This window comes from Clostridium sp. AF19-22AC (assembly GCF_003479085.1).
Lineage (GTDB): Bacteria > Bacillota > Clostridia > Lachnospirales > Lachnospiraceae > Faecalicatena_A > Faecalicatena_A orotica.
Genome location: NZ_QUGN01000019.1, coordinates 1 through 16,174 on the forward strand (window position 1 = coordinate 1; position 16,174 = coordinate 16,174).

14 protein-coding genes are annotated in these 16,174 nt (G+C 43.9%); 11 read left to right on the plus strand and 3 right to left on the minus strand.

The window, feature by feature from the left end:
* Window positions 1–42 precede the first annotated feature (42 nt).
* Genes DWX43_RS18855 through DWX43_RS18865 form a run of 3 tightly spaced genes read left to right on the plus strand, consistent with a single transcriptional unit; the run spans window position 43 to window position 3,478 of the window.
* Complete coding sequence (locus DWX43_RS18855; RefSeq protein WP_118621442.1) at window positions 43–696, plus strand: AraC family transcriptional regulator; 654 nt, start codon at window positions 43–45, stop codon at window positions 694–696.
* Between the two features lie 3 nt (window positions 697–699).
* Window positions 700–2,499, plus strand: a complete 1,800-nt coding sequence (locus DWX43_RS18860; RefSeq protein WP_118621443.1) for a sensor histidine kinase — start codon at window positions 700–702, stop codon at window positions 2,497–2,499.
* On the plus strand, window positions 2,477–3,478 hold the full coding sequence (locus DWX43_RS18865; RefSeq protein WP_109731190.1) for a substrate-binding domain-containing protein: 1,002 nt from the start codon (window positions 2,477–2,479) through the stop codon (window positions 3,476–3,478). Before DWX43_RS18860 ends, DWX43_RS18865 begins: the two co-directional genes overlap by 23 nt.
* Window positions 3,479–3,678: 200 nt before the next feature.
* Here DWX43_RS18865 and DWX43_RS18870 read toward each other — a convergent pair whose 3' ends face one another.
* Complete coding sequence (locus DWX43_RS18870) at window positions 3,679–4,197, minus strand: hypothetical protein (protein ID WP_118621444.1); 519 nt, start codon at window positions 4,195–4,197, stop codon at window positions 3,679–3,681.
* 321 nt (window positions 4,198–4,518) lie between these two features.
* On the opposite strand from DWX43_RS18870, the gene DWX43_RS18875 reads away from it, so the two are divergent.
* The 5 genes from DWX43_RS18875 (at window position 4,519) to DWX43_RS18895 (ending at window position 9,946) form a co-directional block, all read left to right on the plus strand.
* Entirely contained in the window at window positions 4,519–5,493 is a 975-nt protein-coding gene (locus DWX43_RS18875; protein ID WP_182440761.1) for an ABC transporter permease, read from the plus strand.
* A gap of 81 nt (window positions 5,494–5,574) precedes the next feature.
* Window positions 5,575–7,071, plus strand: a complete 1,497-nt coding sequence (locus DWX43_RS18880; protein WP_118621446.1) for a sugar ABC transporter ATP-binding protein — start codon at window positions 5,575–5,577, stop codon at window positions 7,069–7,071.
* A gap of 13 nt (window positions 7,072–7,084) precedes the next feature.
* A complete protein-coding gene (locus DWX43_RS18885; protein WP_118621447.1) occupies window positions 7,085–8,089 on the plus strand; it encodes an ABC transporter permease in 1,005 nt (334 codons plus the stop codon).
* A 121-nt stretch (window positions 8,090–8,210) separates the two neighbouring features.
* The gene (locus tag DWX43_RS18890) at window positions 8,211–9,356 is read left to right on the plus strand and encodes a substrate-binding domain-containing protein (protein ID WP_118621448.1); all 1,146 of its coding nucleotides are present in this window, start codon (window positions 8,211–8,213) and stop codon (window positions 9,354–9,356) included.
* 149 nt (window positions 9,357–9,505) lie between these two features.
* Window positions 9,506–9,946, plus strand: a complete 441-nt coding sequence (locus tag DWX43_RS18895; protein WP_118621449.1) for a hypothetical protein — start codon at window positions 9,506–9,508, stop codon at window positions 9,944–9,946.
* Window positions 9,947–9,948: 2 nt separating this feature from the next.
* Here the strand turns inward: DWX43_RS18895 and DWX43_RS18900 are convergent, their stop codons facing one another.
* Window positions 9,949–10,794, minus strand: coding sequence for an AraC family transcriptional regulator (locus DWX43_RS18900; RefSeq protein WP_118621450.1), 846 nt, complete (start codon window positions 10,792–10,794; stop codon window positions 9,949–9,951).
* A 103-nt stretch (window positions 10,795–10,897) separates the two neighbouring features.
* On the opposite strand from DWX43_RS18900, the gene DWX43_RS18905 reads away from it, so the two are divergent.
* The 3 genes from DWX43_RS18905 to DWX43_RS18915 all read left to right on the plus strand — a co-directional run bounded on the left by DWX43_RS18905 (window position 10,898) and on the right by DWX43_RS18915 (window position 14,802).
* Complete coding sequence (locus tag DWX43_RS18905) at window positions 10,898–12,391, plus strand: rhamnulokinase family protein (protein ID WP_181368660.1); 1,494 nt, start codon at window positions 10,898–10,900, stop codon at window positions 12,389–12,391.
* 59 nt (window positions 12,392–12,450) lie between these two features.
* Window positions 12,451–14,256: an L-fucose isomerase gene (locus DWX43_RS18910; protein ID WP_118621451.1), complete on the plus strand. Its 1,806-nt coding sequence runs from the start codon at window positions 12,451–12,453 to the stop codon at window positions 14,254–14,256.
* Between the two features lie 105 nt (window positions 14,257–14,361).
* Window positions 14,362–14,802: an RbsD/FucU domain-containing protein gene (locus tag DWX43_RS18915; protein ID WP_109731180.1), complete on the plus strand. Its 441-nt coding sequence runs from the start codon at window positions 14,362–14,364 to the stop codon at window positions 14,800–14,802.
* 123 nt (window positions 14,803–14,925) lie between these two features.
* On the opposite strand, the gene DWX43_RS18920 is transcribed toward DWX43_RS18915, so the two are convergent.
* Entirely contained in the window at window positions 14,926–15,912 is a 987-nt protein-coding gene (locus DWX43_RS18920) for an Rpn family recombination-promoting nuclease/putative transposase (protein WP_118621452.1), read from the minus strand.
* Window positions 15,913–16,174 lie beyond the last annotated feature (262 nt).

Below are 16,174 nucleotides of genomic sequence, written 5' to 3' on the forward strand. Positions count from 1 at the left end.
AAGTAGTCTTGATTGACTACATCATTATTATACTAGGAGGTCATGGCCGGCAATCCGATGGAGCTGGAGCAGGATTTTAAAGATATTGCCTCTGCACTGCGCAGTAAGGACGAAAAAACACTGACAGATACGATCAATCATATTGAAAGCTGGATGAAAACAGGTTATGTACGCAGAAATAAGTGCGTGGCATATCTTCACCAGGTCCTGCGCATTATTTATGAGACAGTGCTGGAGACGGAGGAAAATTTCCAACTGGACGATTCTGAGATTTCGAATATTACGGATGCCCGCAGTATTGAAAAGGCGGTCGGCCTGATACGTGATTATGCCGCAAGGGGGCTGGAAGCCGCCCTGGCAGCGGGACAGTCCAGCGGGGAACGCCAGGCAGTCATGGCGATAGATTACCTGAAGGAAAATTACAGCAATCCGGATCTGAGCCTGAACCACATCTGTGAGTATTTGAATATCAGCACAAGCCGTTTCAGCAGTATTTTTAAGGAAACAACCGGCAAAACGTTTACGGAAGTACTGACAAATATACGCATGGACCGGGCAAAGCAGCTTCTTCGCCAGACAAGCCTGAAGAACTATGAGATTGCAGAAAAAGTGGGGTTCAGTGACCCGCACTACTTCAGCATCGCATTTAAGAAAATGACCGGGAAGACTCCGAAAGAGTATGCCAGGGAGAATTAGACTATGAAAAAGGAAACGGAAACCAGAACATTATTTGGCAGATTCAAAAGTATACAGAGCACAATGATGGTTTCATTTTCTGCGCTGATGGTGATTGCCGTGCTTATTTTCCTGTTTATTGCCCTGAACTATACGAAGAATTCGATTTATGAGAACTCCATCAACTACACGTCCCAGATTATCAAACAGGTGAATTATGACATTGATTCTTATGTGAAGTATCTGGAGAATATTTCGTTTATTGTCTCCACAAGCAGTGATGTTTCCAATTACCTGTACAATGAGGGGCAGACGGATATGGAAAGAGAGGAGGAAAAGGAGCGGATTCTTTCTCAGTTCAAGACGATTATGGACAGCCGCAGCGACATCTATAATATTGCGGTTGTAGCAAATAACGGGCGCAGCATCCTCAATGACGGGGGGGATGAATTCACGGAATACATTAATGTCAGGGATCAGGACTGGTACAAGGCTGCACTGGAGGCGAAGGACGGGACGGCAATCTCTTCTTCCCATGTACAGAATGCAATCAAAAGCAGCTATAAATGGGTAATCACACTGAGTAAGGCGCTGATTAATTACAATAATGCCCAGAATGAGGGAGTATTTTTTGTCGACCTGAATTATACGTCTATCAGTGAGCTCTGCAATAACAACAATATAGGTAATAAGGGATATATATTTATTCTGGATGAGGATGGCAATATCATCTATCATCCTAAGCAGCAGCTGATGTACGGCGGGCTGATCACGGAAAATGTGGATGATATCATGGCCTGCAAAGAGAATTATTTTAACACAGGCGACAAGATTTATACCATTTCAAAATCGGATAAGACCGGATGGACCGTAGTGGGGGCGGCAAACACTTCTGAGCTTCTGAAGAATAACAAACAGGCGCAGATGATGTACCTGCTCGTGGCGGCGGTGCTTCTTCTGGGGGTTATCCTGATTTCAAGCATTATTGCCAGAGAAATCACAAGGCCGATCCGGCAGCTTCGTGATTCCATGAGCATGGTGGAGGAAGGTCAGTTTGATAAGGCGAATGTGGCAGTTACGGCCAAGAATGAGATCGGAAGCCTGAGCAAGTCTTTTAATGTCATGACCGAGCGTATCCATACCCTTATGGAACAGAATGTATATGAACAGAAACAGAAGCGGAAGAATGAAATGAAGGCGCTTCAGGCGCAGATTAACCCTCATTTTTTGTATAATACTCTGGACTCTATTATCTGGATGTCCGAGGCGGGACAGAACGAGGAAGTTGTCCTGATGACTTCTGCTCTGGCAAAGCTTCTCAGGCAGAGTATCAGCAATGACAGGGAACAGGTCACGGTTGCGGAGGAGATTGAATATGTACGCAGTTATCTGACAATCCAGAAGATGAGGTATAAAGATAAACTGGAGTATTCCATAGAAGTATCACCGGAGATTAACCATATCATGATCATCAAGTTTGCCCTGCAGCCGCTTGTGGAGAATGCGATTTACCACGGCCTGAAGTATAAAGAGACAAAGGGAAACCTGAATATCAGAGGGTACGAGCGCGGTGACAAGGCGTATATCACGATTGCAGATGACGGTGTGGGAATGGATGAAGATGTGTTGGAACATATTTTTGATGAGACAATGAAGGAGCACAAGTCAAACGGTGTAGGGGTACCGAATGTACAGAAGCGGCTGCAGCTATATTACGGGCCGGAGTATGGGATTTCATATATCAGCAGAAAGGGGGTAGGGACAGTGGCGACTGTCACAGTGCCGCTGAACAGCAGAGTGGATGATGAAGAGACAGACAAGTAAAAAAGTGTTGACAGGGATCTTTTTATTTTGTATATTTGCTTCGATTCTGGTGGTCGCATACAGCATGTTTATTTCCAGAGACCAGGAAAAGCAGATCTATAATATTATCATGGTGCCAAAGACGATAGACGATACAAACGATTTCTGGACATCGCTGATAGCCGGGGCAGAGCTGGGAGCTGAAGAATTCAATACAAATCTGGAAGTTCTTGGCGGAAAGTCGGAAGTGGATATAGCCGGGCAGATCGAGCGTATTGAAGAAGCTATCAAAAAGAAACCGGATGTGATGCTTGTTGCGCCATGCAGTTATTCGGAGACGACGGAAGCACTGCAGAAGGTGGTTGATAACGGAATTAAACTGATTCTGATTGACTCTGTGATCGATAAGGATATTGCACAGAGCGTCGTGGCAACCGATAATTATCTGGCGGGAAAGCAGCTGGGAGAGTTTGCGAGAGGTCTGATTGATGAGAATACGCAGATCGGTATCGTTGCCCATGTCAAGGGTGCCTCCACGGCTATCGAGAGGGAGAACGGACTGCGGGATGGTCTGGGGAAATATGAACCACAGGTGAAAGACGTCGTATTCTGCGGGTCATCTTATGATAAAGCATATTCCCTGACACTGGAGATGCTGGAAGACTACCCGGATCTGGGGATGATTCTCGGAACAAATGAGTATTCCGCGGTCGGGGCAGCCAGAGCGATCAAGGATTTAGGCCTGACCGGAAAAGTGAAAGTAGTAGGATTCGATAATTCAGTAGAGGAAATCCAGCTCATGGAAGAGGGCGTCTTTCAGGGGATTATTATTCAGAAACCGTTTAACATGGGGTATCTGGGGATTGAGCAGGCGGTGGATTTAATGAACGGCAAGAACATCGAGAAAAATCTGGATTCCGGCTGCAAGCTGATCAACAGGAATAACATGTACGAGGAAGAAAACCAGAGGCTTTTATATCCGTTTACAGGGCAGCAGTAGGTGTGATTTTGGGATGACACAGTATGAAAAAAGGTTAAAAAATTACCGGGTGTAATTTTTTAACCTTTTTTAGTAAGATTTTCAATTTTCAAAAATAGTTCTAAAGAGTATACTAACAACATAAAAGTTACAAAAAGTTAATAAATTGTTCATCTTTAGAATATAAACGATGGATTGTACGGCAGGAACTCTCAGCGGAATTATTCATCTGCTGCAGTAGATACTTTAGGATTCAGATAAGAATACTGGAGTGCTTTCTGCGTATCTGTGGTCATGGCACTCAATATAATGTTGCCTTCCTCGAGATACCAGACATCGCCGTAGCTAGACGGGGTCTTCGGATCATAGCCGCTTTCACCGTAAGCCTTCTCGACTTCCTCATGGATTGCATCGTAGGTTTCCTGAAGGTCTTCATCAGATTCGGCACTGTAGGTCCAGGCGACACACATCAGTTTATTATCACCGTCGTACATATATTTGATGGTACCGTCCAGATCCATATATTTCTTCGGATAGGTATAAGTGGTTCCGTCGTATACGGAATCGTAAGTATTGTCGCTGTCACCTTCCAGTTCGACCATGTCATCGTAAGAATTTTCCCAGGTGAGTTCCGTAAAAGGAAAACCTGCAGGTTTCTTTTCAGACTGACATCCGGTCAGGACTCCGGACACAAGAACAAGTGTAAGAACGACAGACAGCAGAGAACGTAAATGCTTCATAAGTAATTAATAACCTCCTTTTGCTGGCCAGCGAACAGCCGGCCGCGGTTGAATAACGACATTATAATGAGTTTCCGGCACAAATGCAAGAGGTTATTATTTTTTTGGGGCCGGCGGCATAACAACCGCAATATAAATGTGAACGTAATGCAGCATGTAAACATATATGAGGGAGAAGGAGGGATTGTAATGTTGAAAAGCACAGCAACAGAAGAAGGGATGGCTGGTGCGGGATAAATTCTGCATGGCCGGTGTCGGCAGTATACCGGCACAAAAAATATTACGAAAATCAGTATGGCTGAAGAAGTAGGAGGAAGAAAAGTGGGAAAGATTAAGCAAAATCCTTTTGTGAAAAAGGTGGGGTTTAACAGAATCGTGTTATGCTTCGTTTTGATTCTTCTGTATGGATTCTTCTGTGTGATGACGCAGGGAAAATTTGCAGGGATGAACCGAATCTTAAGTGCCCTTAACTATGCATATTTTCTAGGATTCTTATCATTGGGAGTTACTTTTGTAATTGCAACAGGCGGAATTGATTTCTCGATCGGACCGGTTATGTTCTGCTGTGCACTTGTTTCTGGATACAGCCTGATCTCATATAGCGTGCCAATGCCGCTTGTAATGGTAATCAGTGTTGCTGTAGGACTGGCTTTTGGTATTTTTAACGGATATCTGGTTGCATACTGGTCAGTACCGTCATTCATTACTTCAATGGCAAGTATGAATATTGCAAAAGGTCTTGCATCTGTATTTACAAAGACTCAGTCAGTCAGCTGGCCGCAGTCAACGGCAGAAGGAGGATGGTACAGATATCTGGTTAAGGTTGGGGATATCCCGGTAGGGCTTATCATTTTCCTGATAGTTGCAGTAATCTGTGCAGTGATCCTGAATAAGACAAAGATCGGACGTTACATTCTGTCTCTTGGAAGCAACAAAGAAGCGGTCAGGCTTTCCGGAGTCAATGTTAAGAAATGGGAAATGACGGCATATGTCATCTGCGGAGTACTGGTTGGAATTGGCGCACTGTTCTTTGTGTCAGCATATACAACAGTTCAGCCTGGTTATGGTGATCAGTATAACAATGAAGCTATTGCAGGGTGCGTGATGGGAGGAACTTCTATGGCAGGAGGCCTTGCATCCATAAGCGGTACTGTGATTGGTGTGTTTATCATCGCTCTGCTTCAGGAAGGTATTCTGGCTCTTGGCTTTTCAAAAGACTGGCAGCTTATTATTACAGGTATTATTGTTATTGTCGCAGTATTCAGTGACGTTGTTTCAAGACGCAGAAAGAATTAATATGGAGTCTTCCATAGCAGCTAAAGCAATGATACATGGAAATCGAAGAGTGAAAGTAGATAGAAAGGCAAGGGTAAGAGAATGGGCGAAGTTATATTAACAATGAAAGATATTGATAAATCTTTCCCTGGTGTTCATGCACTGGACCATGTAAATCTGGAAGTCAGAAAAGGTGAGGTCCTTGCACTGATGGGAGAGAATGGTGCCGGTAAGTCTACACTGATGAAGGTGCTGACTGGTATTTATAAGAAGGATTCCGGTACAATTACATATGAAGGAAAAGAAGTAGAATACACGAACACAAGAGAAGCACAGGATGCAGGTATCGTAATCGTGCATCAGGAGCTGAACATGCTTGGCCACCTGACGGTTGCACAGAACATCTTTATCGGAAGAGAGTTTAAGAAGGGCATCCGCATCGACGACAAGAAGATGAATGATGAAGCAAGAAAACTTTTCGAGAGAATGAACATCGACATCGATCCGAAAGAAACTATGAGCAGGCTGACCGTTGGCAAACAGCAGATGTGTGAGATTGCGAAGGCCATTTCCCATGAAGCAAAGGTTATTATCTTTGATGAGCCTTCAGCGGCCCTGACAGAGACCGAGATCGAAGAGCTGTTCAAGATCATCCGTGATTTAAGAGAAAAGGGGCTTGGTATTGTTTACATATCCCACCGTATGGATGAGATTAAGAGGATTACAGACCGTGTTACAGTCATGAGAGACGGTACATATGTCGGAACTCTGATTACAAAAGACAGTACAAAGGATGACATCATTAACATGATGGTTGGCCGTGTTATTTACGAAGATCCTAAGACAGAGAGTATGGTTCCGAAGGATGCTCCGGTTGTGCTAAAGGTGGATCACCTGAATGCCGGAAAGATGGTTCAGGATGTAAGCTTTGAATTACATAAAGGCGAGATCCTCGGCTTCTCAGGACTGATGGGCGCGGGACGTACAGAGACAGCACGTGCGCTGTTCGGTGCAGATCCGATCGACAGTGGTGATATCTATATTAACGGACAGAAGGTTACCATTAACAATCCGCAGGATGCTGTTAAGTATGGTATCGGATATCTGTCAGAGGATAGAAAGAGATACGGAATCGTAGTTCAGAAGTCAGTTGCTGAGAATACAACAATGGCAACACTGGATAATTATATGAACGGTATCTTTATCGATAAGAAGAAGGAGAAGGAAGTTGCAGAAAAGTATGTAGAATCACTTGCAACAAAGACTCCGGATGTTGACCAGCTTGTAGTAAACCTGTCTGGTGGTAACCAGCAGAAAGTCGTTATTGCAAAATGGATGACAAGAGACTGCGATATCCTGATATTCGATGAACCTACAAGAGGTATTGATGTCGGGGCAAAGAGTGAGATTTACAAACTGATGAATCAGCTGGCAGCAGAAGGAAAAGCCATTATTATGATATCCTCTGAGATGACGGAAATATTACGTATGAGTGATAGAATTATCGTAATGTGTGAAGGCAAGAAGACAGGTGAGCTGGATATTTCCGAAGCTACACAGGAAAATATCATGAATCTGGCTACACGAGAGATTGAGTAGGGAGGAAAATAAAATGGCAGACAATAGAACTAAAACGGCTGTTAGAAAGGAGTCTACGATCGAAAGACTCGGAGGACAGAAATTCGTTGTTCTTCTTGTAGTAATCGCATTGTTTATCTTCTTCTGTGCACTCAGCCCGAATTTTAGAAAGTATACAACGTTTGTAAGTATTCTGGATTATTCATATTATATTGCACTGATGGCAATAGGTGTTGCATTCCCGCTGATGACAGCAGGGGTAGACCTTTCCATAGGCACTGGACTTATTTGCTACTCACTGGTAGGTGGTTACCTGATCGTATTCCAGGGATGGCCGACATGGGCAGGTATGCTGGTAAGTGTTTTGTTTGGTGCTGCAATGGGAGCTATCAACGGAAGCCTTGTTGCACTGATGGACTTGCCGCCATTCCTTGCAACACTTAGTACATCGATGATTACCAGAGGGCTTGGTTCCCTTATTGTAGGACGTGTAGGAATTTCTTGGCCGGCAGCAACAGCTCCGGGAGGATGGTTCAGAAATATTTTTAAGATCCAAAATAATGGAACAATTATTCCGATTGGTTTCCTTTGGGTTATATTGATAGTCATTGCTATGACATTTGTTTTGAACCACACGAAAGTTGGCCGTTATACGCTGGCAATCGGAAGTAATAAAGAGGCAACGAAATTATCAGGAGTCAATGTTAAATTCTATCATATTTTTGCATATGTGATTTCAGGATTCTTTGCAGGACTGGCAGCTATCTCTTATTCTGCTATCTTTGCAACGGTTCAGCCGGGTACCGGAGCAGGATTCGAGCTGGAGGCAATCGGTGGTGCAATCATTGGTGGAGTATCCATGTCGGGCGGTGCGGGCAGTATCACTGGAACACTGGCCGGAGTATTCGTTATCTGTCTTCTGAAGACAGGGCTTCCATTCATCGGACTGACAGCGAACTGGCAGCAGATCATTATCGGTCTCGTGCTGATTACAGCCGTACTTGTAGATATTCTGAGAAGAAAGAAAGAGAATGTATAATCGAATATAGGCAATTCTGTAACTCTATTTTAAGGATAGATAGCGGTCAGAGGAACTGGTCTGTGTACCAAGCTCTAACTGTTACTATAAAAAACTATTTTATGTCAGGAGGACAAAAAGTATGAAAAAGAAAGTATTGGCAGTATTACTTAGCGGATGCATGGTAGCTGGAATGATCGCAGGCTGTGGAAGCAAAGGCGAGGATGCAAAGACAGATGACGGTGCAAAGACAGAAGATCAGGCTGACGACAAAGGTTCTGATGATAGCAAAGGCGGGGACTATCATTTTGAAGTCGTTGTAAAGAGCTTCCAGTCATCATACTGGCAGGCTGCTGTTCAGGGAATCAAACAGGCAGAGGATGAACTGGGCGTTACAGCTAACACAACAGGACCTAACGCTGAGTCTGATATTGCTGACCAGGTTAACATGCTGAACAACGCAATCAGCCAGGAGCCGGACGGAATCGCTCTTGCAGCTTGCGACCAGAACTCAGTTATTGACTCACTGCAGACAGCACTCGACAAGAAGATCCCGGTAGTTTGCTTCGACTCAGGTGTGCCGGATGCTCCGGAAGGATCTGTATATGCAACAGTTGTTACAAACAATGGTGCAGCAGGCGCTATCGCAGCAGAGAAGATTTATGAAGCAGTAAAAGACAAAATTGCAAAAGCTGACAAACCAGTCAGAGTTGGTGAAGTTAACCAGGATGCAACATCTGCTAACATCACAGAGCGTGGTATGGGATTTGTTAACAAATTTATCGAACTTGCAGAAGCAGACGGAAAGAAAGTTGCTGTTGTAGGAAATGACTACTATGTAGGTAAAGTTGAGAATAACAACGATGAGAAGTCAGCTGACATCATCATCGAGATCGCAGTACCGGCTCAGACAACAGTTGAACTGTGTGCTACAGAAGCTTCTAACATCATGAACAAAGACGATACAATCGCTATTTTCGGATCTAACCAGGTTTCTGCAGAAGGTGCTTTAACAGCTAACCAGAACTTAAACGTATTAGGATCTGACCCAGAGAAGAACATCATTGCAGCCGGATTCGATGCTGGTTCAACAATCAAAGCAGCTGTTAAAGATGGCACATTACTTGGCGCTGTTACACAGTCTCCTCTGATGCAGGGTAAATTATCTATCGAAACACTGACAAAGATCTGCAACGGTGAAGAAGTAGAAGATATCGAGACAGATGGTTACTGGTATGACTCTACAAACATGGATGATCCTGACATCTCTCCAAACCTGTATGACTAATTCATAACAGAACAGATAATAACAAATAATTTAGAAAGGAACCGGGAGTGTCCCGGTTCCTTTTTAACATATGATCTGATATAATATAGGACAATAAGGTGCGTGCAGTCCAGTACCGGAATGAAAATGAAAGACACAGGAGGAATCATATGCTTCAGGGTATAGAAACGATTTTTAACAATAAGGAAAAGATGATCGGCCATCTAAAAAAGAAGAGCTATGAGAAGAATACGGAGCTATTTAAAGAGGAAAACGGCCACTTCTTCAGGGAAATGGCCGAGTATGTAGGGCAGGCCGAAGATAAAGAGAAGGCGGCGGAAGAGATCGGTGAATGTCTGGTGCAGGCAGTAAAAGAGCACCTTTCTAATAAGAAAGGAAAGGTTGAGGCCCGCACGCAGGTGGATCTGAATTTCTTTATGATCTACTATGTCTTTCCTACCATTCTGGGGATGGAATGTGAGGACCCCAAAGTGATCGCGGAAGGGATCCGCAGGGTCTGGGGGAAAAGTTTCAAGGAGAGCGACATAAACTATACGGATTACGATACATTATACGGAGCCTTCCGGGAAAAGATATTCGGAATTTTTTAATTTCATTTCAAATATTGTTTCGGAGTCGTGCCTTTGTATTTTTTAAAAGTTTTGATAAAGTAGCTTAAATCATTGAATCCGGAACTGTATGCCACCTCTGTTATGGACAGGTCTGTCGTCATGAGCTGGTAGCATGCCCGCTCTATGCGGTAATAATTGAGGTAGTCTATCGGCGTGCGGTGTGTCATCTCATGGAAGAAACGGCAGAAGTATTTAGGGGACATATCCACACTGCCTGCCATTTCTTCGAGTGTGATCTGCTTATTATAGGAAGATTCCATGAATTCAAGTGCGGTTTTTAGTTGTATGATACGTTTATGGTTGCGCGGCGGCTGGGCTGGTGCAGGGTTGTAGTATTGTTTCGCGAAAATAGTGCCGATTACCTGATAAAGTGCTCCAAGGACGACAAGCTGGTATCCATCCTTTTTAGAGGCAATCGCGTCGAACAGTGACCAGACCGTTTGGTGGATATCGTTATGAGATTCAGGATAGACAAAGGCTGGCTCCACTTCGTGGTCAATGATTTTACGTATGAGCTTGCAGCAGGAATCGTTTTTGTTCATAAGCATATTCATATCAAAGACGACACATTCATAGGTGCAGTCACGGGGAAGTCCCGAGTGCACGGAACCGGCAGGGATAAAGATGGCAGAACCCTGCTCAACGGTGTATTCCAGCTCATCTATGGATAGTTGGAAGGTTCCTTTGAGAACCCGCACGATTTCAAATTCCACATGCCAGTGTAGTGCCATGATATATTGTGGGTGCGTGGGGGTGATATGGTGGTATTCAAAGGGAAAGTCGACAGTTCCCCGCTGCCAGCTTTCGCGGTAATTGATATATTGCATAATTCTCCTTTATGTGAATATTGTTATATTTTTTACTATTATAGCACAAGTATATTTTCCGGGACAATGATAAAATGAAATCAGTGGCGAGATGAATGTGGCTATGAAAGGAGGAAGACGTGTGAGTAGTGAGAAGAAACAGGTACTTGCTTTTGACTTCGGGGCATCCAGCGGACGTGCGATTCTGGGAACTCTGGAGGACGGAAAGATACATATGGAAGAAGTTTACCGCTTTTCCAATGATCCGGTCATCATCGGCAAGACTATGTACTGGGACACACTGAGACAATTTTTCGAGATTAAGCAGGGAATTATCAAGGCAAAGCAAAAAGGCGGTTTTGAAAGTCTCGGAATCGATACATGGGGAGTGGATTTCGGACTTCTGGATGAACACGGGGTACTGCTTGAGAGTGCCGTGCATTACAGGGATGACAGAACACTCGGAATGCAGGAAGAGGTATTCAAGGCAATTCCGAAAGATGAGCTGTATGATATGACAGGAAATCAGTTCGAGAACTTCAATACGGTATTCCAGCTTTATTCCCTTGTGCAGAAGAGACCGTGGATTCTGGAACGTGCAGACAAGCTTCTGCTGACTCCGGATCTGTTCAACTATTTCCTGACAGGTGAGAAAAAGGCAGAATATACTATGTCTACGACGACTCAGCTGATGGATGCAAGGAACAAAGTATGGTCTGATAAAATAATGGATGCACTTCAGATTCCAAAAGAGATCTTCCCTGAAATCGTGCCGAGCGGTACAGTGGTAGGAAACTTAAGCGATGATATCTGTGAGGAACTTGGAATAAAGCCGGCCAAGGTTATTGCAGTGGCCAGCCATGATACACAGAGTGCCGTTGTGGCGGTTCCGACACAGGAAGAAGATTTTATGTTTATCAGCTGCGGAACATGGAGCTTATTCGGAACAGAGCTGAAGGCTCCGGTTATTGGTGAAAAGTCACTGGAATGCAACGTAAGTAACGAAGGTGGTTATGGAAATACAACGACCCTTCTGAAGAATATTATTGGTTTGTGGCTTGTACAGGAGAGCCGGAGACAATGGATCCGTGAGGGACAGGAATATTCCTTTGGTGAGCTGGAGCAGATGGCTATGAAAGCAGAGCCGTTCTTAAGCTTTATCGATCCGGATGCACCGGAGTTCGTGCCGGCAGGCAATATACCGGAACGTATCAGGGAGTTCTGCAGAAGGACAGGGCAGAGGGTGCCGGAGACGATCGGAGAGATTGTATGCTGCATCAACCAGAGCCTTGCACTGAAGTACAGATATGCCCTGGAACAGATTGAATCATGTACAGGAAAGCATTATCCGACCATCCATATGATCGGCGGCGGTATCCAGAGTAAGCTTCTCTGCCAGATGACAGCGGGAGCGAACGGACGCAAAGTAATCGCGGGACCTGTGGAAGCGACGGCATTGGGCAACATAGCCGTGCAGTTCATGTCACTTGGGGAAATCAAAGACGTGAATGAAGCGAGAAGGATCATTGCAGATTCAGAAACGACATATGAATATATTCCGCAGAACGAAGAAAAGTGGAATGCGGCATACGAAAAGTTTATTACCATTCTAAGCTGACCAGCCTGGAATGTGAATGGATATTAACTCATTAATCAAGAATAAGGAGGAAACAAACTATGGCAAAATCAAGACTCATCGGGGACTATCCAGTAATCGGAATCAGACCTACTATCGACGGACGCAGAGGTGTACTTAAGGTACGTGAATCTCTGGAAGAGCAGACAATGAACATGGCTAAATCTGCTGCAAAACTGTTTGAGGAAAACTTAAGATACTCAAATGGTGAGCCGGTTAAGGTTGTTATCGCTGATACAACAATCGGACGTGTTGCAGAAGCAGCTGCATGTGCTGATAAATTCAAAAAAGAAGGCGTTGACATCACTTTAACCGTTACACCATGCTGGTGCTACGGAGCAGAGACAATGGATATGGACCCGCAGACAATCAAGGCTGTATGGGGATTCAACGGAACTGAGAGACCGGGAGCCGTTTACCTTGCATCTGTTCTTGCTACACATGCACAGAAAGGTCTTCCTGCATTTGGTATCTACGGACATGATGTTCAGGAAGCTGATGATACAGAGATTCCTTGCGATGTAAAAGAAAAGTTACTGAGATTTGGACGTGCTTCTGTTGCAGCTGCAACAATGAGAGGTAAATCCTATCTGCAGATCGGTTCTATCTGTATGGGAATCGGCGGATCCATTATTGATCCTGCATTTATCGAAGAGTACCTTGGCATGCGTGTTGAGTCTGTTGATGAGGTGGAAATCATCCGCCGTATGACAGAAGGCATCTACGATGAAGCTGAGTTCCAGAAAGCTCTTGCATGGACCAAAGAAAAATGTAAAGAAGGCTTTGATAAGAACCGCGAAGACATCCAGAGAAACCGTGAGGAAAAGGATGCTGATTGGGAATTTGTAGTAAAGATGATGTGCATTATCAAAGACCTGATGAACGGCAACGAAAACCTGCCGGAAGGAAGAGAAGAAGAGAGAGTCGGACACAATGCACTGGCAGCCGGATTTCAGGGACAGAGACAGTGGACAGACTTCTATCCGAACTGTGACTTCCCAGAGGCTATGCTGAATTCTTCCTTCGACTGGAACGGGGCAAGAGAGCCGTACATCCTTGCAACAGAGAACGATGTACTGAACGGACTCGGAATGCTGTTCAGCAAACTGCTTACTAACTCAGCACAGATTTTTGCTGATGTGCGTACATACTGGAGCCCGGAAGCTGTTAAGAGAGCGACGGACGGATACGAACTGGAAGGCCATGCAAAAGAAGCAGGCGGATTTATTCATCTGATCAATTCAGGTGCAGCATGTCTGGATGCAAACGGACAGTCTAAAGATGCAGACGGCAACGGATGCATGAAGCCTTGGTATGAAGTAACAGAAGAAGATCAGGAAGCAATGATGAACGCAACAACATGGAACTATGCTGATTTCGGATACTTCAGAGGCGGCGGATATTCATCCAGATTCGTAACAGAAGCAGAGATGCCTGTGACGATGATCCGTCTTAACCTCGTTAAGAACTTAGGACCAATGCTTCAGATCGCTGAAGGATGGACTGTGAAACTTCCTGATGAAGTTACAGATGTTCTTTGGAAGAGAACTGACTATACATGGCCATGTACATGGTTTGCACCAAGAGTTACAGGAGAAGGTGCGTTTGCATCTGCTTATGATGTTATGAACAACTGGGGAGCTAACCACGGAGCAATCAGCTACGGACACATCGGGGCTGACCTGATTACACTCTGCTCTATCTTAAGAATCCCGGTAGCTATGCACAATGTACCGGAAGAGAAGATCTTCAGACCTGCATCATGGGGCGCATTCGGACAGGATAAAGAGGGACAGGATTTCAGAGCCTGCCAGGCTTACGGACCAATGTACAAATCTATCAGATAATTGATATTGAGAGAATGATACTGTCATTCATATCTGTCAGACAACAGAGAGTGCCTATGATAAATAGGCGCTCTTTGTGTTGAAAACGAGAAGGAGGATACAAACATGTTAAAAGGAATTCCACAGATTTTATCACCTGAATTATTAAAAGTTTTATGCGAGATGGGACACAGTGACCGCCTTGTTATCTCCGACGGTAATTTTCCGGCAGAGTCTATGGGAAAAGACGCAATCGTGATCCGCTGTGACGGACACGGCGTACCGGAGATTCTGGATGCGATTCTTAAGGTTTTCCCACTGGATACTTATGTAGAAAAACCAGTGAACCTGATGGAAGTTATGCCGGGAGACGATGTTGAGACACCGATCTGGGATACTTACAAGGAGATTATTGCAAAACACGATGACAGAGGCGCTGAGGCTGTCGGCAACATCGAGAGATTTGCATTCTATGATGAGGCAAAGACTGCATATGCAATTATTGCAACAAGCGAGAAGGCACTTTATGCGAATATCATGCTCCAAAAAGGGGTCGTTGTTGAATAAATAAGTCTGGATTTATAAAAAAGAGGATTAAATGTAGAAGGCACCCACGCATAGTGAGTGCCTTTACTGCCTTTACGATGTTTATCGTTTCTTTCTACTGTACATAATGTTCAGTTTTATGCACTAAAAACGTGAAAAATATTCTTCTGATTGTTCTCTGGTAAGGGAAAAGCGGGTTTGCAGTTTCATAAGGATCTTTTCTTTGTCATAGCCTTCCTCACGGTAATCCAGAATAAATGCTTTAATACCTTGCTCTATGCCCTGCTGTATTCCTCTCTTAATGCCGGTCTTAATTCCCTCGTCAACTCCATCCTGATATAAATCATCTAATGCTTTGCACATATCAATCCCTCCTGATTTTAGTTTCGCTTCGGGTAACTGCTGTCCTGAGCCGAGCAGCACCCTTATTACGTTATATGAATCCTCGTCCATACTGCCAAAATAATTCTTGTTAGTCTGCATATATTTCTGCAGACATTCTTTACTTTTTCTATATTCTAACATGCCGAATACCAACTGTAAATCTGTCTGAAAACATAAATTATTATTCATACGCCTTGGATCAAACAAATTTATCCGGTAGTTGGGAATATATTTTTTTAACAGTTCATATTCTTTTGCGTTAAGCCCTAAAAGTCCATGCAGGTCCTGTGCGCCATCCCATTCTTTTTCACCATAGTAAAAGACAACAGTAATAACGGGGGTGAGCCGGTCATTTTTCTTGAGGCCGGACAAAAATTCAGAGGAATTTTCCAATTCCTTGTTTTCTTTCCTGATTTTTCTGATCTGGCTGATCTGTTCAGTGTAGTTCAATGCATCATACAGCATTCCCCGGACAGGCATGGCATAGTGGATTTCATCCTGGTTTTCACATGCAAGTACCACGATCCTTGTCCCGTCTTCTGCCACCATCATGATGTCACGGTATCTTTGAACCGTGAGGTTTTCACCGTTTGGATTCCGTAAAACGAGGGTCTGTTCCGGGTTACTTTCCGTTAAGTGATTCGGCAGAAATACCTGTTTCCCCTGAAACAGGGAGCCGTTGATCAAATCCGCAAACCGGTGCTTATCGGAGAGCCAGCGTTTCATATAAATATCATTTTTTCCCATATGTAATTTTCTCCTTGTCTGTTTTTGGATATTTCAAAATGAAGTGAGTGTTCCCAAGACAAGTTTATACTTTCAATAGACATCACCAGCCCTTATTGTTTGAATTTTTTAAATGATTGTTGTTTGTCCGATGTTGAAACATGGATTGTTGGAATGATTTGATTAGATTCTAAGAATGTATGAAATACACCAGATCTTTTCAAGTACATATACCCTATCATAGATTACTATTTGAATCCATAAAATTTGTATGAATTTTATA

Coding starts and splice junctions, on each gene's coding strand:
- DWX43_RS18855 (WP_118621442.1), top strand. CDS start 43: ATGGCCGGCAATCCGATGGAGCTGGAGCAGGATTTTAAAGATATTGCC.
- DWX43_RS18860 (WP_118621443.1), top strand. CDS start 700: ATGAAAAAGGAAACGGAAACCAGAACATTATTTGGCAGATTCAAAAGT.
- DWX43_RS18865 (WP_109731190.1), top strand. CDS start 2,477: ATGATGAAGAGACAGACAAGTAAAAAAGTGTTGACAGGGATCTTTTTA.
- DWX43_RS18870 (WP_118621444.1), bottom strand. CDS start 4,197: ATGAAGCATTTACGTTCTCTGCTGTCTGTCGTTCTTACACTTGTTCTT.
- DWX43_RS18880 (WP_118621446.1), top strand. CDS start 5,575: ATGGGCGAAGTTATATTAACAATGAAAGATATTGATAAATCTTTCCCT.
- DWX43_RS18885 (WP_118621447.1), top strand. CDS start 7,085: ATGGCAGACAATAGAACTAAAACGGCTGTTAGAAAGGAGTCTACGATC.
- DWX43_RS18890 (WP_118621448.1), top strand. CDS start 8,211: ATGAAAAAGAAAGTATTGGCAGTATTACTTAGCGGATGCATGGTAGCT.
- DWX43_RS18895 (WP_118621449.1), top strand. CDS start 9,506: ATGCTTCAGGGTATAGAAACGATTTTTAACAATAAGGAAAAGATGATC.
- DWX43_RS18900 (WP_118621450.1), bottom strand. CDS start 10,794: ATGCAATATATCAATTACCGCGAAAGCTGGCAGCGGGGAACTGTCGAC.
- DWX43_RS18905 (WP_181368660.1), top strand. CDS start 10,898: ATGAAAGGAGGAAGACGTGTGAGTAGTGAGAAGAAACAGGTACTTGCT.
- DWX43_RS18910 (WP_118621451.1), top strand. CDS start 12,451: ATGGCAAAATCAAGACTCATCGGGGACTATCCAGTAATCGGAATCAGA.
- DWX43_RS18915 (WP_109731180.1), top strand. CDS start 14,362: ATGTTAAAAGGAATTCCACAGATTTTATCACCTGAATTATTAAAAGTT.
- DWX43_RS18920 (WP_118621452.1), bottom strand. CDS start 15,912: ATGGGAAAAAATGATATTTATATGAAACGCTGGCTCTCCGATAAGCAC.